The organism is Ignavibacteriota bacterium (genome assembly GCA_016707525.1).
Lineage (GTDB): Bacteria > Bacteroidota > Ignavibacteria > UBA10030 > UBA6906 > JAGDMK01.
The window spans coordinates 426,892-448,264 of the sequence record JADJHP010000002.1 but is presented as its reverse complement, the minus strand read 5'-3'; the positions used below and the strand labels follow the sequence as shown (position 1 = coordinate 448,264).

The following is a 21,373-nucleotide window of genomic DNA, read 5'->3' as shown; positions in this document are numbered from 1 at the left end:
CGGTTCTCAGGTAAAACGGTGGTTCATTAGTTAAACGGTTGCTGAATTCGGTTGATTATCTCGTAATCATGGTGCATCTTATGGTATTATGACCCCCCGCGAACGCTGGACAGCCATTTTCGCCGGTGAGAAACCGGACCGCATCCCTACGGACTACTGGGCCACCGACGAGGTGACGAACCGTCTCTGCAAGGAGCTCGGTTGCGCCGACAAGGAAGCACTGTACACGAAACTCAACATCGACGGTGTCACCCACGTCAATCCCGAGCGCACGGTGAAGCACTTCCCGGGCGACCCGGAAGCCGACATCTGGGGGCTCCGCCGCACCGCGATCCAGTACGGCACAGGATCGTATGATGAGTTCGCGAATCATCCGCTCGCAGACCTGACCACGGTGGAGGAGTTGCATGCCTACCCCTGGCCGAGTCCGGACGACCTGAACTATGAGCGTTTCCGGAAGGAGATCGCGGCCGCACCGCGGCACCGCTGGATACGTTCCGGTGAATTCGAACCGTTCCTGATGTATTGTGCGCTCCGCGGCATGGAGAACGCGATGATGGACCTGCTCGTGGAGCAGGAGTTCGTGGACACCGCCCTTGAATACATCTTCAAGTACCACTACGCGGTGAACGAGCGCATCTACGAGATCGGCAAGGGCAGGGTCGATGTGACGTATGTCGCGGAGGACCTCGGTGGACAGACCGCCCTGCTGTTCGGCATCCCCGAGATCCGCAAGTTCATCCTCCCGCGGCAGAAGAAGATGGCGGACCTGGCGAGAAGCTATGGCATCCACATCTTCTATCACACCGACGGCGCGGCATTCGACATCCTTCCGGATCTGCTGGATGTGACCGGTATCGAGCTCCTCAACCCGATCCAGTGGCGTTGCCCCGGGATGGAGCGGGAACGGTTGGTCGAGGCGTTCGGCCGGCGCGTGATCTTCCACGGAGCCGTGGACAACCAGTTCACCCTCCCCTTCGGTTCGGTGGAAGAGGTGCGGCAGGAAGTGCTGGACAATATCCGGATCTTCAACGGTGCGCGCTGGATCTGCGCGCCGTGCCATAACCTCCAGCCGGTCACCCCGACGGCAAACATCATCACGATGTACGAAACCATACACGAATTCGGACGATTGTAACCCACCATTCTCAGGAGAACCTGCGTCATGGAAGATCTGCAGAAGCTGTACGATGCCATCCTCACCGGCAATGCCAAAGCGTCGAAGGAAATCACCCAGCAGGCCCTCGCAGCGGGCGCTGACCCGGGAGACCTGGTGCAGAAGTATATGATCCCTGCCATGGATGAGGTCGGCCGCCGCTACGAAGCGAACGAATACTTCGTTCCCGAGCTCCTGATCTCCGCACGCGCGATGAAGGCATCGCTCGAGTTCATCCGCCCGCTGCTCGCCGCACGGGGCTCGGAACCGGCCGGCCGCGTGGTGATCGGCACGGTGAAGGGCGACCTGCACGACATCGGCAAGAACCTGGTCGCCGCTATGCTGGAAGGCGCAGGATTCGAAGTGATCGACCTCGGCGTCGATGTGCCGCCCGAGAAGTTCATCGCGGCGCTGAATGAAAAGAAGGCGAACATCGTTGCCATGTCCGCCCTGTTGACCACGACCATGAACTCGATGAAGACCACCATCGAGGCATTCAAGACCGCCGGCATCCGCGGGAACATCAAGGTCATGATCGGCGGAGCGCCGGTGACCGAAAAGTACGCCGAGGAGATCGGTGCCGACGGTTACAGCACCAACGCCAACGGTGCGGTCGCACTGGCACGCAAGCTTACCGCGGCCTGATCCATCATCCTTCAACACAGGACCATCGTCATGCATCCGACCCTCGAACGGCTTCTGACCGCCACGCCCATCATCACCGACGGCGCATGGGGAACACAGCTCCAGGCCCTCGGCCTCACGCCGGGAGATTGCCCGGATCACTGGAACCTCACGCACCCCGATGAGGTCCGGAAGGTGGCACAGCGCTACGTCGACGCCGGGAGCCAGGTGATCCTGACGAACACCTTCGGTGCCAACCGGATCATGCTGGCCGGGCACCACCTGGCCGACAAGGTGAAAGAAATCAATGCCGCGGGCGTGCGGATCTCCAAAGAAGCCGCGGGGACACGTGCCATGGTCTTTGCTTCGATCGGGCCGACCGGCAAGATGCTCATGTCGGGCGATGTGACGGAAGAGGATCTGGCCACAGCGTTCACCGAACAGGCCGCAGCACTTGCTGCGGCCGGTGCGGATGCCCTTGTCGTGGAGACCATGTCGGACATCGAAGAGGCGCGGATCGCCGTGTCGGCAGCGCATGCCACCGGCCTCCCTGTCGTGGCGTCGATGGTGTTCGATTCCGGCAAGGACAAGGACCGGACGATGATGGGGACCACCCCCGAAACCGTGGCGACTGAACTTACTGCCGCAGGTGCTGACGTCATCGGTGCCAACTGCGGGCTCGGGATCGAAGGATACATTCCCATCGCCCGCCGCATGCGGGCAGCAACCTCACTGCCGATCTGGATCAAGGCCAACGCCGGCCTCCCCGAAATGAACGACGGCAAGATCACCTATCGCACAACACCGGAAGAGTTCGCCTCCCTGGCGAAGGAGCTCCGTGCGTCGGGGGTCGCATTCGTCGGCGGGTGCTGTGGCACGTCACCCGACTTCGTGGCCGCCCTCACCCGCACGCTCCGGTGATCCGACCACGGCATCACGGCGGTCCTTCATGAAACTGAACCTCGTCTCCTGCGAAGTCCTGTACCGGGAGTTGTGTCACCTCATCGCCCGTTCTCCCCACCAGATCGACTGCCGGTTCCTCGGCAAGGGACTGCACGACATCGGCTCCGCGGGCATGGTCGAGCGCTTGCAGGCGGCGGTGGATGCCGCCGACCTTCCCGGCTACGACGCGATCCTCATGGGGTATGCACTCTGCAACAACGGCGTTGCCGGCCTCCGGGCCCGCACACTCCCGCTGGTCATTCCGCGCGGCCACGACTGCATGACGATGTTCTTCGGGAGCCGCGACCGGTATATGCAGTATTTCAACGACAACCCCGGCACGTACTTCCTGACCTCGGGGTGGATCGAACGGGGCGAGGCGAGCGGCGACCTGAAGCAGCTCTCCATCCAGAACAAGAACGGCATGGATATGTCGCTCGAAGATCTGGTCGCCAAATACGGTGAAGAGAACGCACGGTTCCTCTATGACGAACTGTGTGACACGACCAAACACTACAAACAGATCACGTACATCACGATGGGCGTCGAGCCTCCGGGGCATTTTGAGACGATGGCGCGTGAACGCGCACAGGAACGCGGCTGGGTGTTCGACAAGGTGGAAGGCTCGATGTCCCTTCTTGAACGCCTGATCGCCGGGAACTGGAACAGCGAGGACTTCCTCGTCGTCCCCCCCGGACACCGTGTGATCAGCACCTACGACGAACGCATCATCACTTCAGAGCCTGAGAGCACGTGAGCGAACCCGTCCACATCCGACTCCGCCCGATGGGGGTGGACGTTGAAGCAGAAAAGGGCACGCCGCTGCAGGACCTGCTGTTCTCCTACGGCGTGGAATTCCCCTGCGGCGGACATGGCAAATGCAAAGGGTGCCGGGTCCGCGTCCTTGAAGGCTCACTCCCCCTCTCTCCCGCTCAGGAACGCATGCTGAGCCAGGCAGAGCGGGATGCCGGTTGGCGGCTGTCCTGCCAGTGCGCGGCGGATGACCTCACGCTCGAGCTGGCACAATGGGAAGCCCAGATCCTCGCAGATACTTCCCGGTTCTCCTTCATCCCGCGCGAGGGATACGGCATCGCGGTCGATGTTGGCACGACGACGATCGTTGCCCAATTGCTCGACATGTCGCGCGGTGAGGTCCTGGCGGTCCGGAGCGCACTCAATCCGCAGGCACGCTTCGGTGCCGATATCATGAGTCGGGTCTCCGCAGCCGTCGAACCCGGAGGCCGGGAAAGACTCGCCGGCGTCATCCGCGAACAGATCGCCGGCATGATCGACGAGCTGCTGCAGGCCGCCGGGGACCCCGCCCGTACGGTGATGGATGTCGTGCTCGTCGGCAACAGCGTGATGCACAACCTCTTCTGCGACATCGATGTGACCCCCCTGTCGTACTACCCCTTCGAGCCGGTCTCCCTTGCAACGATGGAGTTCACGGCATCAGGGCTCGGCTGGCAGGTCCCGGGAGACCCCCCCGTCCGCTTCCTCGCCGGCATCGGCGGATTCGTCGGGAGCGATGTTCTCGCCGGGGTGTTCGCCACCGGGATGCATGAAGGAGCTGAGACCCGTGTGCTCGTGGACCTCGGGACGAACGGCGAGATCGTGGTTGGCAACCGGGACCGTTTGATTTGTGCCTCGACGGCGGCGGGTCCCGCATTCGAGGGCGCAAGGATCTACATGGGCATGCGTGCCGCGACCGGCGCGGTCTCGGCCGTCCGGATCGAGAACAACACACTCGTCTGTCATGTACTTGGCAATGTCCCACCGCGCGGCATTTGCGGCAGCGGACTCGTGGATGCGGTTGCCGGCGCTCTCCGCCTCGGCCTCATCCGCACTGGCGGGCGCTTCGAGGACGGCGGTTCATCGCTCATGCTCGCTCCTCCCGTGAAGATCTCGCAGACCGACATCCGTGAACTGCAACTGGCGAAGGGAGCCATCGCCGCGGGCATCCGCCTCCTCACACGGGAATTCGGGGTCGAGCACCCCGCCGTGCATGAGGTCCTCCTTGCCGGCGCCTTCGGCAACTACGTGGACACCGGGAGCGCGCGCCGGATCGGACTCCTCCCCTTTGCCGCGGAGCAGATCCAGCCCTCGGGGAACACCGCACTGCTGGGCGCCAAGATGGCGCTCTTTGCACCCGCCGGCACCTTCGATGCGCTCGCGAAGCGGATCGCCCACGTCTCCCTCAGCGAACTCGAAGGGTTCCAGGATATCTATGTCGATGAAATGATCTTCCCCGGCGAAGAGCCGGAGACACTCTAACAGCATGCGGCACCCATCGAAACGAAAGCGAATCCCATGTCGATCGTAGCACAACGCATCCTCACATCCTCGCACCGGCTCGCTATGCCGGTGCTTACTTTTCCCGGGGCATCTCTCGTGGGGACCACGGTCCGCGGAATGGTAACGGACGCCGATGCCCAGGCCGCCGCCGAATTGGCCCTGCACTCAAAGTACGCGACGCCGTTCCTCATGTCTGCCATGGATCTCAGCGTCGAGGCTGAAGAGTTCGGCGCATCGATCCAGATGGATGATTGGGAGATTCCGACCGTTATCGGCCGGTACGTGACCGACATGCCGGGCATCGAGGAGCTCCGCATCCCCGCCATCGGTACGAAACGGACCGCGGTGTACCTGAAAACGATCGAGAAGCTGCGCGCAGCCGGCACCGACGCCGTCGTGCTCGGAGGGATGATCGGCCCGTTCTCCCTCGCAGGGCGCCTGTTCGGCGTGAGCGAGGCACTTGCGGAGACCGCGGGCGAGCCGGAGATGATGCATGCCCTCCTGAAGAAGACCACCTCCTACCTGTCCGCCTATGCCCGCGCCTTCAAGGCCGCCGGGGCACACGGGCTCATCATCGCCGAACCGACGGCGGGATTGATGTCGCCGTCGTCGACGGCCGAATTCTCCTCGCCCTATGTGAAGCAGATCCGCGAAGCGGTCGAAGATGAAACATTCACGATCATCCTCCACAACTGCGGCGCACGGATCGGCCATCTGCAGGCATCGCTGGACTCCGGGGCGAAGATCCTGCATTTCGGCAAGCCCATGGACCTCCCTGCTGCACTCGCGCAGGTGCCTTCGGACACCATCCTCTGCGGGAATCTGGATCCATCGGAGATCTTCGTGGGATTGACGGCGGGGGATGTTGCGGTGAGAACATCTGCACTGCTTGCGGCGACCGCATCGTACAAGAACTTCGTCATCTCTTCCGGATGCGACGTGCCGGCGGGCGTGCCACCCGCCAATCTCGAAGCTTTCTTCTCAACCGTCGCACGGTGAGCCGGTAACGACCGGCATTCCGCCGGAAGGGGTCGCCCCCTTCCGGCGGTGCTGTTTCCTACCAGAACTTCAGCGCGGGCTTCCCCTCCGCCATCCGTGCGATCAAGAGCGCAAGCTCCATCGCATGGTAATCCCCCCACATCGTGGCTTCGTTGCACGGCACCGATCGCCCGGCAGGGATGTTGTCCCACCCGTTCGGCCGGTGATACACCGAGTGCAGGATCAGGCCCTGGTGCTTTGGGTCGAGGGACAGATACGGCTCGGAGAATACGCTCTTCGCAACCGTCAGGCCAGCCTGCAGATAGACCGTCCCCTGGTCCTTCTTGCCGTGCTGCTGGAGATAGAGGCCGAGGCGGATGAGACCCTGTGCGGCGATCACAGCGGCAGAACTGTCCACCGGTTCATGCGCATTGAATGGATCAGCGGGGCGGCCCGGAATGTCGCCCATGGAAGCAAGCCCGGGAGCACCGGTATCCCAGTACGGAATACCATCAAGGGGGGTCTGCTCGATGTAGTGGTCGGCCACCGCTTCCGCGGTCGCAACGAAGTGGGAGAGGACCTCGGCCTTTTTCTTCCCTTTCGGCATCGCCCCTTCGTCCAACGCCGCGAGAAACTCCAACTCCTCGGCAAACCCGCAGAGGATCCACGCCTGCCCGCGGGTCCACGTCGAAAAGGGCGAATACCCCTGCTGTGAACTCGGGCACCGGTACGAACCGTCGTTCAGATTGAAGATCGACTCGTGGGCGACACGTCCGCGGACGTCATACAGATCACGCCCCTCGCCGAAGTAGACGTTGTACCGGGAGGTGGTGAAGGCGTGCGTGACCAGCCGTTCAAGCAGAGAGATCTTCCTGTCCTTCTCCCCCATGAGCACATGACCGAGCTGGTGTGCCAGGGCGAGAACGCGCAGCGACCGGATGGTATCGGCGAACAGGGAGTGTGGCCCGTTGAAGGAATAAATGTATCCTTCACCATTCCCGAGCTCCGTCCAGCGGGCCGCCTGCACTGCACCGCTCACTTTCAGCGCCAGTTCATAGAACGAGCGCTCCCACGCATCCTCCGGGATCCTCCCCTCGAGCATCAGGCGTCGCAGGTTGCCATACGTGCTGATATTATTGAAGCCATGATCGTGAACGCCGACATGACTGACATGTGTCGCCATGTGTTCCACGGTCGCACTCTTCCCGATCGCCAGCGCATCGGCATCACCGGTCGCATCGAACTGCAGGATCGCGGAACCGAACTGAAAGCCCTGCGTCCATTCGGTCCAACCGCGCGACGTATACACCCCGTTCACGGTGAACACAGGGGTACCGTGGTGAGGATTCCACGACCGATGGATGAGGTGAATCTTCTGTCCTGCCAATGCGAACAGCTGTGTCGTCTGTGCTGCCAGGTTTTTCGGTGTGATCTTCTTGTCGATCTTCATGCACCATCTGCTTTCATTCTTGTGTCGTGCCGGTCATGCGCTTCCTCCCTGTCCCCTCTTCCCTACTTCCTCTCCTGCTACAGTCTTCTCATATGCATCCCACCATCGAGGTAGATCACCTCGCCGGTGGAATACGGGAAGTCACCCTTGACGAGCGATCCCACCGCCTTGCCGACATCATCGGGCTGCCCCCAACGGAACTGCGGCACGAGCCCTTCTCCCATCAGTCGGTCGTACTTCTCCTTCACACCGGCGGTCATATCGGTTGCCATGATGCCCGGCCGGAGTTCGAACACATGCACGCGGGACTGCGCGAGGCGCGAGGCCCAGAGTTGCGTCACCATGGAGAGCCCTGCCTTGGAGACGCAATATTCCCCGCGGTTCAGTGAGGCCGTGTTGGCGGAGATGGACGACACATTGACCACAACGAATCCGTGCGGAAGGATGGGATCGGGGCGTTGCTCGAGCCAGTACTTCGCCACCGCTTGCGTCAGGAAGTACGGCCCCTCGAGGTTCACCTGCAACACGTGCTGGAACGATTCGAGCGTGGTCTCGGTGACGTCGGCGCGTACCCGCGGGCCAATGCCGGCGTTGTTCACAAGCACATCGATCCTACCCAGTGCCTCAAGCGTCTGATCCACCAGGCGTTGACGGTCTTCCTGGATCGCCATGTCGCCCTGGAACGTCACGAACCGTTGATCGAGTTCTGATTGACGCGCCTTGCACATTTCCACGGTCTCGGCCGCGGCCTGGGCATTCCCGGCATAATTGATGACGAGAGAAACGCCCTGTTCGGCCAGCCGGCGCGCTATCCCCCGCCCGAGGCCGCGGCTCCCTCCTGTGATGATCGCAACGGGTAACGATGCTGCCATCTTCTACTCCTTATCTTCGTTCGCTGGTCTTTCGTGGCACACGCCGGGATGCACGGGCGTCAGGATCGGTCATTATAGTATACAATTCAGGACGACGAGAGGCAATGATCGCTTCGGTCCGATCACGCGGTTCGGTGAAGTAAAATTGCGTCACCCGGCCCCGTGACAGGTCCAGGTCCACCGTCAGGACATCGATCCGCCTCCCCAGTTCCGCCATAATGAGCCCATCGCGACCGATCACGCCCGAGCGCCCCATCATTTTGCCCGGGAGCCATTCGCCCTCCGGATATCCATAACACGCGGAGACCAGAGGAAGGCCCGTATCGATCGCACGTGCCCGGTACCGGATCTCCCAGTCCACTTCTCCCCACGAGGCCTGCACATGAGGGAAGAGGAGGATCTCCGCACCCTTCAGCATCAGCACCTGCGCGACCTCGGGATACTCAATATCCATGCACGTCATGAATCCGATGCGCGCACAGTCCAGTTCGATCACCGGAATGTCGCGCCCCCGTCGGATGCCGATCTTCTGTTCATCCTCGGTAGGATGCGATTTCTGATAGCACGTCATGATGCGCCCATCGCGCCCGAAGACCACCACGTAGCTCGAGAGTTCACCCTTCCACGTCCCGAACATGGGCATGGCGATGTTCATCCGGTACCGTTTGGCGACGCGGCCGATGGCGCGGGTGAACGCGCCGGGGATCGGATCGGGAACATACTCCTTCCGGTTCGTCGACCAGGTGCGGTGATGGAGGTTCGCGTATTCGCCGCAGAGGACAAGGTCGGATCCACGTTGCCCGGCGGTGCGCAGATGTCCGAGGATGTCCTTCAGGTTCGCGCGCTGCTTCTCCGCGAACGTCCTGCCGGCTATCACGGTCGGCAGCTGGACGGTCGATACTCTCACCGTGTGCGGTCTGTGAGCCATGGTCATTCCCCCTTGTTCATGATCCTGGACTGGCGGCGGAAATACCATGTCATGAGCCACCCGAGGAAGGCGGTGGCAGCTCCCAGGCCAACGGTCAGGATATGGACCGGCATGGAGGCCGGGACGAGCCCCAGGAGGACGACCACGGTGCCGATGCTCGCCGTGAGAACGCCGACGATCTGATACGACGACACGGCGTTCCCTGACCAGCGGAGGCTTTCGTCCGTTGCGGGTGTCTCCAGATCTATGAAGAATCGTTTGACCCGCTCGAGGGCGGCTTCCGAACGCTCCGGCCAGAGAGCGGTCAACAGAAAGACGAGGGACGAGATCCCAACCCCCGCGATGATGTTCGCCTCATACTGATACCCGTCGAAGGGGATGAACACATTGACGACGAGCACAATGATCAGTCCGGCGGCCGAGGAAACGATCGCGGACCATGAAGGGGTCCGGCGGATCAGGAATCCGAGCATCACCGGTGTGAGCATGGATGGCCCGAACCATGAGTAATAGCTGAGTGCGACGTCGAAGACACTCTTCCAGCGCTGGAAGAAGAGTGCCGTGGCGGTGGCGAGCACACCGAGAACAATAGCCGTGATACGGCTGGCGGTGAGCTGTTCTTTCTGATCCGGCTCGACACCCGCCGGTGTCGTGCGGATCCGCACATACACATCGCGGATGAGGATGGAAGCGAGATAGTTCAACTGCGTATCGATCGACGTCATCGCAGCGGCAAGGATCGCCGAGAGGACAAGGCCGATCAGACCGTTGGGCAGCAGGGTGAGCGCCAGCGTGACGAAGGCGGATTCCTCCGGGTGCTGGTCGCCGGGCCACATGCTGGCGATATCCGGGAACAGAACTCTCGCGGCCATGGTCGGGGCGATCCACAGGAACGGCAGCACGAGGCTGAGCACCGCACACAACAGCGCCATCTTCCGGGAATCGTGTTCCGTGGGCACGCTGTAGTACCGCTGCCCGATATGCCACGCCGCATTGTAGCCGATGAACGTACTCAATAAGTACGCGATGTAGAACCATGGTTTTGTCCAAACATCCGCGAGGCTCAGGTATCCTGCCGGCGCCTCTGCGACGAGCCGCTGGAACCCAACGGTCAGGTCCCAACTATTACCCAATGCAACGAATGCGAGCGGACAGACAAGGAATGAGACGATGAGGATAATGAAGAACTGCAGCGAATCCGTGATCACGACAGCCCACAGCCCCCCCGCACTGGTATAAATAAGCATCACCAATCCGGTGACGATCATGGACATCTCCAGCCCGGTCAGGGTGACCGGGCCAAAGGTGACCGTGAAGGCCACGATCCCGAGTGCTGCGGCGGTGAACTTGCACAGCGTGTAGATCATCAATCCAAGCCCCATGATCGCGGGGATGATCGACAGGAACGTATAGTAGTAGGTCGTATTCTGTGAGAAGCGCCGCGTCAGGAATTCCATGGGTGAGGAGAGCCGCGCCCTGCGCCAGCGGACCGCATACACGATATAGCCGAGGGCATACCCCCAGGCCGCCGACGTGAACAGGACGATCGCCCCCGCTCCATGAAGATAGGTATATCCCGCGGCGCCGACGAACATGAATGCCGAGAAACCGGCAACGAACGTGGACAACCCGGAGATCCACCAGGGGATCTTCCCGCCGCCCTTGAAGAAGTCATCAACGGTCTTGTTGAACCGCGTAAGATAGATACCGACCCCGGTGAGCATCAGCAGATACATGACGACCACAAGGATGTCGAGAAAGTTGACTTGCTTGACGACAAGGTTCATATGCGCCCGCTGAGTGAATGATTAGAGAAGCACTGTTACTTCAAGTTCATGGATCCCGGGCTGTTCGATCCGGAGCCAGCCTCGCCCGGTGGACGGTTCAGCCATCGGATGCACCGGAACACCATCGATCCGGCATCGCGTGCCGCCGGGATCATCGACAACGATCTCCGTCATGCCCAGAGCGCGGATCCGCACCACAGAGACGGAGCCCTGCGTCCGCGACTCAAGCACTTCGGCGTTCAGCACCTCGCGCACCGGCCTGGGGACTGGCGTCGATCCATATCGTAACGACAACTCGTGATGGCCGCCGTCCTGGAACACGGCTGGGACCTTCAGGCATCCGTGGTGCAGCAGCCCGTCGATGCGCATCTCCTGGAGATGAGGCCCCCCCGCATCATCAACGACGATGTCCCACGTCGTGCCCCGCACATGGTATCCCCGCACCGCGATCGGCCCGATCCCCAGGGCCAGGGGGACGACCGAGATCCCGCCCGGATCCACTTCGATGCCGCAGAGCCCTTCGACGATCGCGCGGTGCCATCCGGTGACACAGTTCAGGTTGGATACTGCACCGTGCCTGAGCCACGCCGCCCCGGGTTCCTGCGACAACCCATCGAGCGCGATGAACTCGGGCACGTACCCGAGCCGCGCGAGCATGAGCTCCGCTGCACGGGCCCAACGGCGGATCGCTCCGGCATCCCCTGCGCGGCGGAGTATTTTCACCAGATAGAGATCCCAGTGGGGATACCACGAGCCGAGTGCATCCTCCGCCGATCCACGTTCGTCATTCGCGGGCAACATCCGCACACCCATGGCCGTCTGCAACTGCTCCGCCATGAACCTCCCCATCGCGGGCACCTTCCCCCGCAGGAGATGCAGAGCGGGTACATACTGGAGGAACAGGAGCGAGAACAGCGGGTACGTCAGATTCCGTTGACCTGTCACCCGATCGAAACTGTCCACGAGAAAGCCGCGGGATGCATCCCAGAACTTCGATGCGAACACGGTTTCGATCGCATGCGCATACCGCCGCGCATCCTGCCGGACCGTCTCGTCCCCGATCAGCACGGCCACATTCTCCATCAGCCGCGCGAAGGAGTACAGGCAACCGGCCTCCAGCGCAACGACACTTGCCTCGGACCTCCCGAAGGCCACGGGCCGGTCGGGATAGAAGCTCAGATTCGGTACAAGCCCATCAGGATCGGCAGCCATCGACTGCCGGAGGTGGGCTACGGCGTGGGGGTAGACGGACAACAGGTCCGTCATCGTGCCGGTCGCAAGCGCATGCTCATACGCAAGATGGAGGAGGAGAAGATCCAATGCCCCATGCGGCGGCGTATCCATCGGCTCATGGGCCCTCGTCCACCGTGCCGGGATCCTGCCATCCGTATCGCGGTGCGCATGAACGTACCGGATCATCGATCCTGCAAGGTCATACGCTCCCCACCTCAGACATTCCTGCCCGGTTACCAGATTGTCCCATGCCCACAGCCAGTAGTACGCGCCCGGTGTTGCCCGCGTCATACCCACATCGCCCACCGTGCACGAACGGACCAGCGCCGGGACGGTCCCGAAGAAGGCGCTGAGTTCCGGAAGCGATGCACACGACAGGACGGGGGCCGAACGGGCGGTGGCCGTTGACTCCTCACGCACTCGTTCCACTGCGCCATGGGCAGTGACTGTCGCCTCCCTTCCGCGTGGGTTGCTCTCACTCCCCGCGATCGAGAAAACAGGCTCCCGGGGATCGAGCGGATCAAGGGGAACGACAAAAGTGGCCACGGAGCCATCCCGTGACACTGCGGACCGCGCAGATCCAAGCACGATCCACGTCCGCGCATCGTAGATCGGGATGTTCGCCTCCCGGTACTCGGGGCGGAGATCATCGACGGTCGCAAGGCCGGACCGGATCGGACGGGCAAAGACCATTCTCCGCCAGTGCTCGGGAATGAGAAAGTCGCCTGCGTAAGGGCCCGTGTGCTTCATCCAGGACCCGAGTTCGATACGGTCGCGGCAGCAGAGCGTCAGCCATGGCCCTTGCACCGAAGGGTCCTCCCACGTCCGTTCACCGCGTACGTCGGTGAAGAATGCGTCAAGCGACAGGTGGACGATCAACTCGGTATCGGCAAGGTCGCCTGCCAGAAAGAAATGCACTCCACGGTCCGCAGCAACGATCTCGCACGTCCATCGGCGGTCATCCCGCGCACCCACCCGGCGCACACGGTGCGGCTCATGGTCAATGACCTCGAAGGTGACCGGCGTCTGATGGCCATCCGGGCCACGGAGCGACAGGGAGATGACACCTTCCGGTCTGACCAGCAGGCGGGAATTCCGGCTGACAGGTTGCAGGCCATGGAATCCGAACTCCATGATGCCCCTCGGGCCATCACCGATACACGCATTCACACGGTCTCCGGAGATCCAGCAACAGCGGTCGGCGCTCTGTGCAATGTCTCGCATCATAGGCCCACCTCTTGCACCTTTCGCGTGCCATCGAAGTAGACACGGACCCCATCCGAAAACTGAAGGTCAACGGCACCGTCATAGATGCGCACCGCGGGTGGAGCCGGTTCGTGGGCGAGTGACAGGCACCACACCAGACGCATGTGCGTTCCCGAATGACTCCACCGGAGGAAGTACCCGCGCGCCCCGTCGTTGGGATAGGCCGGCACGAATTCGCTGACGCCCGTCGTGGCCTCTCCCCCATCGGGATCGAGAAGGAATGCTGTCATCGTTCTCCGCCCCGTTGTTGCGCTCCACGAGGCCACGCCATGGATATCACGCAGCGAGAACCTTGCATGGCTGTGCAGATTCCATTCGATGTTCGCACGTGAGTGGCAGGTGACGACATCGATACCGACAATGCGCTCGTGCGCGGGATCGATCAGCAGAGAGCGAAGGCAGCGCCTGACGCCAAGGTGCGGCAGATACGCATGGGCAAGATCCACGGACAGCGATACGACATCACCGTGCTCTGTGACCTCCGGACGCGGGGAGAGACATTCCGGAGGGAAGAAATCAGGGACCCACACGGTGCTGTCGCCGATCTGCCCGCATCCATTGATGGTCACGATATTGTGCAGCGACGAATCCCGTCGATAGACCGGCCCGGGACCGGAGGCAAGGAATGCGCCATCGGCGTACCAGAGGAACGCGCCAGTGCTGGGATCGGCATGTCCGTACCCGCCACGTTCTCCCGCGCGATACCGCGATGCGCCGAGAGGAGGGCCGGCGCGGAATGTGAACAACCCGGACCGGTCTGTGCCGGTGCGCACGGCGACCTGCCCTCCGTCCTCGAAATGCTCGAGGAGGGGAGCCACCCCCTCTGCGATCACCGATGGCTCGTCAAAGAGGAACTCATAGGCGCGGCGGCGCGGGGGCACGCTGCGGAAGTCGATCCCTTCATGGGAACGGTTCACCAATGCATCACCGACGGCCTTCGCCCTGCCGGACCCGGTCCGCGCAGCGATCAGGTAGTGGCACCAGGCGTCGCCCCCGACGAGGTATTGCGGATCGCCAAAGGTCACACCACAACGGCCATCCGGCGACATCGTCGCGGCACGGAACGCCGACGCATTCTTCCAGTGCGGCAGTTGCCAGAGATCTTCTCCCGTGCAGAGCCGGATGATCTCCACCCAACGGAGCAGAAAACCATATTCATAGATCCACAGATTCGATCCATGCGGGTGGAACCCATCGTCAGGCAGCATCGCGAGGATGGTATCGAGAGATCCCCGACATTCGGCCAGCCATGCCTCACCCTTCGGGTGCTCATCATGGAAGAGGCAGGCGAACGCAAGCAACCCCAGTCCGCATCCGAGATAGTGTGCCTGGGCCAGATCGGTCCGACCCGGAGAAAGGTGTTCCCTGACCCGCTCCGCTGCTGTCCAGAGCCATGCGCGAAGTTCCAAACGCCCGGGCTCCGGGATCAGATCGTACATCCAGTCGTAGAGGAGACACAGCAAGAAGAGCATCTCGCCGGATTGCGTATCGATCCCCCACGGCTCGAAATCCGGACGCCGGGTCTCTGCGACGAATGCCCGCAGTGCGGCGAGCGCATCATCGGCCGAGGCCACCGAAGGTTCGACGAGTGCAACAAGCGCCGAGAGTACGGCCCTATCCTCCGGACGGACCCGTTCCGGGCCGGATGGTGCCTTGGATTCGGGCGTGACCTCTGCGGGCAACGCAGATGCTTCCAGCAGAGCACGGATACGCTGCATATGCAGGCTATGTGTGGAGCCCGCGCGGATCCTGAGTGACGCGAGTCCATCGCGTGTGATCAGGAGGCGCGGGTGGGCTTCACGTACCGATGGCAGGAGCCGGACGGCATGCGGCACCGAGCGTACAGGGGCATCCTCGATGACCCTGACTCCGAGCGGATGGAGCCGGGGATCTGCAACCGTGCAGCCGATCGCCCCACGGCACTCCGGAGGGAACCACACCATCGCACGCAGGACACCACAGTCGAACTCATCCCCCCACCACTGCACGGCCCCATCACGTGCCATGTCTCCCCAGGTCACTGTGGTCGTGGGGAACTCAGGGATCCCCCGCCATCCCGGCCATGGGCCAACCCGCATACCCGGAGGCGCGGGGGCGAACTCCAGGTTCGTGAATGTAGGAGGTCCGCCGGGATCGCGCAGGTGTGCATACCGGCAGAGATCGGACAAGGGATACTCCCGCGCATCGATGTCGACCACCAACCGCACGCTGTGAGGGAAGGGGCCCAATGGTGCACTCAGCACGTACCCGGGTTTTCCGGGAACTGGCTGGAAGTCACAGTGTGCGATATGGCGGGGACGCGTGATCACGAAAGCCGGTGTGGATCCGGTCTGATCTCGGGAGAACTGTCATCGTGAAAATGTACGCGAACGAGGCCTGCTGTGCGCGGCACCGAGATCTCGGATCCGCCGCAGGTGAGATTCCCTTCCACCACGCCGGTGTGGCGGGCAGGAACGACGGTCACCACGGACTCCTGTGCCGTACTCGTGACGCTTACCCAACTTCCCACAGGGCCCCGCGCCGGCCTCGGGATCCCGAGAAGCGCAAGGCGGGCGGGCAGCGCTGCTGCGGCGGCCCCTGCAGGATCGAACCGGATGACCCGTTCACCTCCATTGCGCATCGCCGCAGCCATATTCTTGTCCATGGCCCCCCCGTACGGGAGGACCACCGCGTCATACCGGTGCCGTCCCATGACGAACGAACCGTTGATCCACCGTCCCCGCATCGCGAGAAGAGGCGAGACAACATCGGGATGATAGTGCTCATCCAACAATGCAAGGACATTCGCGAACACATCCGCGGCAACCCTGTCCGCACGGGGATCTGCAAGGCCATGCAGGACATCCACGGGGAATACCATGAGGACGTTCGCAAGAGGGAGAATGCCTCCCGTGGCCTGGAAATGATCGCGGAGGCGTTTGGTCCAGACCGGGAATCCGGGCCAGGTACTGTGGTCGGGATATCCGGGCAACGGCGGCGAGCCGAGGAAGGAGCGTTCCTGTCCTATCGTGCCGACCGGCCCATACGCATGCGCGAGCCATCTGTTCCCGGCGAAGGCGAGCACATCCACGCAATGATCCATCACCGACATCTGCCACCCTTCACCGTTGTCGTCGCCGACGGTCCAGAGATTGTTGTAGGCGAACTTCCCTGTCGAATGCCGTCCCAACGACGATGCGATCACGCTGAGCCCGGCGAGGTTGGCGTAGTACGGCGATGCCGGAAGGCGCAGGTCGTTCACGCCGCCGACATCCACAAACCCACCGCTCTTGGCCTCGCCTCCCTTCCACAGGTCCATGCTGCCGTGGTTCATGTCGCACATGTCGCCCGACTCGAAGTGCCATGTATCATGGATCCCGGCGACACAGTGGGCGCCCCAGAGGCGGCGCATGACGCGGTTCGTGGCGCGCTGTGCATCGACGACGGTCTGTTGCACGATGCGGTAATAGGCCTGGCGGACATGCACATGCGATCCATCAGCAGCATCCAGCGCAAGTTTCCAGAGCACACGGTCCGGAGAGGTGCCGAGCGATTCCGTCCATGCCGTCCGGATCACCGGGGTGAACGGGAGACTGCCATACGTGCACGTGTACCCCGGCTCATCCCACATGATGCCGTGGGGATGGATCCCTGCTTTCTTTTGCGCAGCCAGACGGCGGGCATACTCACGCATCTGCGCCCGGCTCGAATAATCCACGTGTGACGAGCGCACACGGAAGAACGCCAGGACCTCCCATGCCCCTGTGTCCGGAGGAACAAAGGTCCCGAACGCCTCGACATACCGGTCGCGTGCATTGTAGAACATATGTGACGCCGCGGTGATGTCCCGGATGTCATCCGGCCCGACCGTCTGCACACCGGCCCGGACCGCGTAGACACGCGCCAGGCCGAGCGGCACATATTCGAGTGCGACCTCATGGAACATATGGGCGTGGCGGGGCGTCAGTTCGCAGCGGATCGAGAAACGGTCGCGCTCCACGGGCGCCCGGTGCGGGAAGACCGTGGCCCGGCTGGCGTTTCCGAACAGCAGGAGTTCCGCTCCTCCGTGTTCGCCGATCAGCGTCCGCGAGATGAACCGCGGGTCTGGTCCGGTCCACAGTTTCAGCCCGGACGCCTTACACATCCGGCTGATATGTGCAACGGCGGCACGGGCTTCAGGATCGTCCCACGTATACCGTGTACAGCGAACGAACACCGCCACGCCGTCGAACCCCGACGTGACGAGAGCCCGGAATTGCCGCTCGCGGAGAGCGGCATCTTCGATCACCGGATCGGGAATGGTCCACACCATGGGTGTTACAGGAAGCACACTTTTCTCTCGGTTCATCGATCAATCACACTCCTCACATAGGACATTGTCGAACCAACTCGCGCCTTCGCCGGTATGCGTCAGCCGGATATGGACCCTGTCGGGCGCGGGAACGATGGAAGGTGTCTCTACAACCAGCAACGCCCACCCTTCTGCGGCGGGCGGTGCCTCAGCCACATATTCTTCATACCCGGAGGGATCGAACAATCCCGGCGCGCCCGTCCGGTGGAGCGCTAGGGCGACACGTGCCGTACCTCCGGCGCAGCGGACACGTGTTGAAAGGCGCAATCGCTTCCCCGGGATGAACGGTGGTTCCCCGAACGCCGGGCCGATCGTGGTGAGCACCCACCGCCCCGTTCCCGGCCCGTTCGTCCGGATGACGAGCGAGGCGTCGTCGTCAAATCCCGTTGTGGTGTCGATCGCGCCTATGACCTCTCCGGAACCACGCTCGAGTACTTCGAAAGCCCACGGCCAGAGATCCGTCCTGCTGAGATCGGCATTCGCAAAGGTCTCCGTGAACTTCTGCACGCCGCGGACATGGACGGGCACCTCGTCCAGCCCCTTCGGACGGGCAGTCGTGGCCACCCGCATCCATAGTTCGGCGTCGGCCCGGGCTATCGACCGCAACGTATACTGTGCTTCAGCACGGAATCCGCGGGGCAGGATCACGGGCTCCATTCCCCGGCACACCTTGTAGGCGAAGTGCATATCCCACATGTAGGCACAGAGTCCGGCTGCGACCTCCGGAGACGAATCAATGCGTACCACCGGGTTCTCCTCCTCGAGAAGCCAGGCGGCTTCATCACCCTCGCGCATCAGAATATTGTGTTTGTCCTCCGACTCGAGATGATGGTGGCGGATCAACACCACACGGGCGTCGCGACGAATGGCACTCACCTGATATCGCTTCGTTTCGGGTGCCCCGGGCACGAACGTACCTTCGGGCCAGAGGTCACAGAACTCAAGCTCGCCATGATGCGGATTCGGCGTCACCAGCCAACCGGCCGCACCCACGATGTGGAGGTCCGCACCGGCATGCATTGCATATGCTCCGTGCTCCGTTGCCGCGAACCGGATGCGGAACGTACTCCGGGCAGCACCCGATGCTGTAGCACCGGTGCAGATGATCTCAGCGGTCAGGGCCGTGGCACTGCCGGCGACAACTCCCGCCGACGAAGACAGGTTGCGTTCCGGCTGCTCGTGGTCGGCATATTGCTGCCAGTACAACGGAAGTGGAACCGTGGAGCCTATGACCGCCGGTTCTCCCCTCTTCGTCCTGAAGAACGTCAGAGCAAGGGCCTGGACCTCCGCGACGAGTTCCCCATCGTCCCATATCCGGCAATCCGCCGGTCCTGTGAGCTCAACGCGCAGGGGCGGCCTCCATCCGATGCAGGTCATCTTCGATGTGTTTGCGGAACAACGGCCCATACGTTGACGAACGGAGCGTTGCCGCGATCTGTTTCCGCGCATCCCGATTGATCCCGTCCACGTGCTCCGCAAGTTCTTCCACCGCCATGTCCCGTGCCCAGACGCGGTCGAGCAATGGCTGAAGGCGCTCCATGATCGGGGCCGACGCCCAGCTTGAGAACCGGACGAAGAACCGTGGGTCGCCACCATTGTACTGGAGGCTCATCGCCCACACATCCCGGAAGCCACTTCCCTTCAGGGCGGGATACCTGTATTCCCACCCGCCTGCGAAGTCCACATCGCGCAGAACGGGGTTGGGTTGATACGTCGACGCACCGCCGATGATCCATTTCAGTGCCTTCCAGGTGGCACGTGGATCGGACGTACGTGATGAAACGGAGAGTCCGCCGCTTGCCGACCTGAAGTACGCCGGAGGCTTGCCGGGGAACCGTGGCAGTGGAGCAACACCCCAGGGGACGGTCAGGGCTTCGATGAGCGACTGATGTGGGACGGCTTCCACGAGCATTGCAACACGCCCGGTCTGGAGGAGTTGGGGTGCCTGCATGCCGAGCGCCTGGATCATGCGCAGATCGGGCATCACGCCTTCGTTCACCAGGCCGATATACCGCCGGTACACGTCGAGTGAGGTCACCGGCAGGTCCAGGGTGGTTCCGCCTCGGGGGAAGCGGCTACCATTCATGATCTCCAGTGCTTCCACAAAGTGGCTTCCGCAATAGATGCCATATCGTGTGGGTGGTGCTCCCGGGGCAGTCCGCACAGTCAACGCACGCGCAGCGGCGACCATATCATCCCAGGTCCAGGCCGTATCCGGATAGGGGATCCGTGCGGCATCGAACAGATCCTTCCGGAAGTACACGCCACACGTGAACTCCCAGTTGCCAACGCTGTACCACCCGCTGTCTGCTGCGATCCCGCCTTCCACGACATGGGGCCAGAGCCGCTCCACGAACGGATCGCCGGCCGCAACGGAACGGAGGTCGAGCAGCCGTCCGCTCGCCGCAAGTTCGTCGCGCATGATGTTGTTCGTATAGAAGATATCCGGGGCCTTGTCCGCGGCCATCATTGCATACAGCTTCTCCTGCCCCGAGAATGGATGCAGGACGATCCGCACGCCTGAGCTTTCCGCGAACGCGGGGAGCTCATGCTGGAGCACAGCGATCTCCACCGCATTTGCCGGACAGTTATACGTCACCACTCCCGCCCCCGGGGGTTGGTTCCTGCCACATCCCGCCCACACGGCAAGCGCAAGGACGATCACGATCACCGGCCTCATCCCCGGAGCCCTCCCATCTGCAACCCCTTCACGAAATGTTTCTGCGCCAGAGCAAAGACGATGACGTTCGGGATCATCACCACCAATGCCGCGGCCATAAGGATATGCCATTGCACGGAACCGGATCCCACGATCTGGTTCTTCAACATATGGAGTCCGAGGGTAAGCGTAGCGTTGTCCGGACTGTTGATGTAGATCAGCGGATTGAAGAAATCATTCCACGCACCGATGAAGCAGAACAGGGCGACCGTCGCCACCGCGGGCCGGGCCAGCGGGAGCAGGATGCTCCAGTAGATCCTGAAACGCCCGGCACCGTCGAGCAATGCCGCTTCATCATATTCCCGGGGGATGGTCATGAAGAACTGCCGGAACAGGAAGATGTAGAACGGCGACCCGAACACAGCCGGGACGATCAACGGGTACCACGTATCGATCCACCCGAGCCAGGCGTACGCTGCATAGAGCGGGATCATCGTCACCTGTCCGGGCAGCATCATCGTGGAGAGGCATACTGCGAAGAGCGCATCGCGCCCGCGGAAGCGAAGCCGGGAAAAGCCGTATGCCACCAGGGAAGAGGACAGGACGGTGAGGACGACGACGCTCACCGTGATCACCGACGTATTGAACAGATACCTGCCGAAGGGAAAGAGGGTCACCGCGTCGGCGTAATTCTCCCAGCGCGGCGCCGGCGGGATCCATTGAAATGGCTGGGCGAACACGCCGGCGGCATCCTGCAGCGAGACCGAGAGCATCCAGAGCAGGGGCAGCATGAACGCTGCACCCAGCAGGCTCAGGACAACATACAGGAACCCTGTCCGCACGGTGACCGCGA

At 62.4% G+C, this 21,373-nt stretch carries 16 protein-coding genes; 6 read left to right on the top strand and 10 right to left on the bottom strand.

What is annotated here, in order from left to right; translation table 11 throughout:
- Positions 1-88: 88 nt before the first annotated feature.
- The 6 genes from IPI01_05585 to IPI01_05560 are packed head-to-tail and all read left to right on the top strand — an operon-like array spanning position 89 to position 6,016.
- Positions 89-1,138, top strand: a complete 1,050-nt coding sequence (locus IPI01_05585) for a uroporphyrinogen-III decarboxylase-like protein (GenBank protein MBK7257270.1) — start codon at positions 89-91, stop codon at positions 1,136-1,138.
- Between the two features lie 27 nt (positions 1,139-1,165).
- Positions 1,166-1,801, top strand: coding sequence for a corrinoid protein (locus IPI01_05580; GenBank protein MBK7257269.1), 636 nt, complete (start codon positions 1,166-1,168; stop codon positions 1,799-1,801).
- Between the two features lie 30 nt (positions 1,802-1,831).
- A complete protein-coding gene (locus IPI01_05575; GenBank protein ID MBK7257268.1) occupies positions 1,832-2,701 on the top strand; it encodes a homocysteine S-methyltransferase family protein in 870 nt (289 codons plus the stop codon).
- 28 nt (positions 2,702-2,729) lie between these two features.
- On the top strand, positions 2,730-3,479 hold the full coding sequence (locus tag IPI01_05570; GenBank protein MBK7257267.1) for a DUF1638 domain-containing protein: 750 nt from the start codon (positions 2,730-2,732) through the stop codon (positions 3,477-3,479).
- Entirely contained in the window at positions 3,476-4,996 is a 1,521-nt protein-coding gene (locus IPI01_05565) for a DUF4445 domain-containing protein (protein MBK7257266.1), read from the top strand. The genes IPI01_05570 and IPI01_05565 overlap by 4 nt, the downstream gene beginning before the upstream one ends.
- A gap of 36 nt (positions 4,997-5,032) precedes the next feature.
- Positions 5,033-6,016, top strand: coding sequence for a uroporphyrinogen decarboxylase family protein (locus IPI01_05560; GenBank protein MBK7257265.1), 984 nt, complete (start codon positions 5,033-5,035; stop codon positions 6,014-6,016).
- Between the two features lie 58 nt (positions 6,017-6,074).
- Here the strand turns inward: IPI01_05560 and IPI01_05555 are convergent, their stop codons facing one another.
- The 10 genes from IPI01_05555 to IPI01_05510 all read right to left on the bottom strand — a co-directional run bounded on the left by IPI01_05555 (position 6,075) and on the right by IPI01_05510 (position 21,311).
- On the bottom strand, positions 6,075-7,445 hold the full coding sequence (locus IPI01_05555) for a glycosyl hydrolase (protein MBK7257264.1): 1,371 nt from the start codon (positions 7,443-7,445) through the stop codon (positions 6,075-6,077).
- A gap of 77 nt (positions 7,446-7,522) precedes the next feature.
- Positions 7,523-8,317, bottom strand: a complete 795-nt coding sequence (locus IPI01_05550) for a 3-ketoacyl-ACP reductase (GenBank protein MBK7257263.1) — start codon at positions 8,315-8,317, stop codon at positions 7,523-7,525.
- A 10-nt stretch (positions 8,318-8,327) separates the two neighbouring features.
- Positions 8,328-9,245, bottom strand: coding sequence for a carbon-nitrogen hydrolase family protein (locus tag IPI01_05545; protein MBK7257262.1), 918 nt, complete (start codon positions 9,243-9,245; stop codon positions 8,328-8,330).
- Between the two features lie 2 nt (positions 9,246-9,247).
- A complete protein-coding gene (locus tag IPI01_05540; protein ID MBK7257261.1) occupies positions 9,248-11,032 on the bottom strand; it encodes a hypothetical protein in 1,785 nt (594 codons plus the stop codon).
- A gap of 21 nt (positions 11,033-11,053) precedes the next feature.
- The gene (locus tag IPI01_05535) at positions 11,054-13,492 is read right to left on the bottom strand and encodes a hypothetical protein (protein ID MBK7257260.1); all 2,439 of its coding nucleotides are present in this window, start codon (positions 13,490-13,492) and stop codon (positions 11,054-11,056) included.
- The gene (locus IPI01_05530; GenBank protein MBK7257259.1) at positions 13,489-15,774 is read right to left on the bottom strand and encodes a heparinase II/III family protein; all 2,286 of its coding nucleotides are present in this window, start codon (positions 15,772-15,774) and stop codon (positions 13,489-13,491) included. The genes IPI01_05535 and IPI01_05530 overlap by 4 nt, the downstream gene beginning before the upstream one ends.
- Before the next feature lie 62 nt (positions 15,775-15,836).
- Positions 15,837-17,858, bottom strand: a complete 2,022-nt coding sequence (locus IPI01_05525; protein MBK7257258.1) for a hypothetical protein — start codon at positions 17,856-17,858, stop codon at positions 15,837-15,839.
- 3 nt (positions 17,859-17,861) lie between these two features.
- Positions 17,862-19,238, bottom strand: coding sequence for a hypothetical protein (locus tag IPI01_05520; GenBank protein ID MBK7257257.1), 1,377 nt, complete (start codon positions 19,236-19,238; stop codon positions 17,862-17,864).
- On the bottom strand, positions 19,201-20,541 hold the full coding sequence (locus IPI01_05515) for an extracellular solute-binding protein (protein ID MBK7257256.1): 1,341 nt from the start codon (positions 20,539-20,541) through the stop codon (positions 19,201-19,203). Before IPI01_05515 ends, IPI01_05520 begins: the two co-directional genes overlap by 38 nt.
- Positions 20,538-21,311 carry a carbohydrate ABC transporter permease gene (locus IPI01_05510; GenBank protein MBK7257255.1) on the bottom strand — a complete coding sequence of 258 codons (774 nt, stop codon included), beginning with the start codon at positions 21,309-21,311 and terminating at the stop codon, positions 20,538-20,540. Before IPI01_05510 ends, IPI01_05515 begins: the two co-directional genes overlap by 4 nt.
- Between the last annotated feature and the right edge of the window lie 62 nt (positions 21,312-21,373).

What these genes read in the sequence shown, in the direction of transcription:
- IPI01_05510 (MBK7257255.1), bottom strand. Translation starts at nt 21,311, where the DNA reads ATGCTGCCCCTGCTCTGGATGCTCTCGGTCTCGCTGCAGGATGCCGCC.
- IPI01_05585 (MBK7257270.1), top strand. Translation starts at nt 89, where the DNA reads ATGACCCCCCGCGAACGCTGGACAGCCATTTTCGCCGGTGAGAAACCG.
- IPI01_05520 (MBK7257257.1), bottom strand. Translation starts at nt 19,238, where the DNA reads ATGACCTGCATCGGATGGAGGCCGCCCCTGCGCGTTGAGCTCACAGGA.
- IPI01_05560 (MBK7257265.1), top strand. Translation starts at nt 5,033, where the DNA reads ATGTCGATCGTAGCACAACGCATCCTCACATCCTCGCACCGGCTCGCT.
- IPI01_05575 (MBK7257268.1), top strand. Translation starts at nt 1,832, where the DNA reads ATGCATCCGACCCTCGAACGGCTTCTGACCGCCACGCCCATCATCACC.
- IPI01_05580 (MBK7257269.1), top strand. Translation starts at nt 1,166, where the DNA reads ATGGAAGATCTGCAGAAGCTGTACGATGCCATCCTCACCGGCAATGCC.
- IPI01_05545 (MBK7257262.1), bottom strand. Translation starts at nt 9,245, where the DNA reads ATGGCTCACAGACCGCACACGGTGAGAGTATCGACCGTCCAGCTGCCG.
- IPI01_05525 (MBK7257258.1), bottom strand. Translation starts at nt 17,858, where the DNA reads ATGAACCGAGAGAAAAGTGTGCTTCCTGTAACACCCATGGTGTGGACC.
- IPI01_05540 (MBK7257261.1), bottom strand. Translation starts at nt 11,032, where the DNA reads ATGAACCTTGTCGTCAAGCAAGTCAACTTTCTCGACATCCTTGTGGTC.
- IPI01_05535 (MBK7257260.1), bottom strand. Translation starts at nt 13,492, where the DNA reads ATGATGCGAGACATTGCACAGAGCGCCGACCGCTGTTGCTGGATCTCC.
- IPI01_05515 (MBK7257256.1), bottom strand. Translation starts at nt 20,541, where the DNA reads ATGAGGCCGGTGATCGTGATCGTCCTTGCGCTTGCCGTGTGGGCGGGA.
- IPI01_05570 (MBK7257267.1), top strand. Translation starts at nt 2,730, where the DNA reads ATGAAACTGAACCTCGTCTCCTGCGAAGTCCTGTACCGGGAGTTGTGT.
- IPI01_05550 (MBK7257263.1), bottom strand. Translation starts at nt 8,317, where the DNA reads ATGGCAGCATCGTTACCCGTTGCGATCATCACAGGAGGGAGCCGCGGC.
- IPI01_05555 (MBK7257264.1), bottom strand. Translation starts at nt 7,445, where the DNA reads ATGAAGATCGACAAGAAGATCACACCGAAAAACCTGGCAGCACAGACG.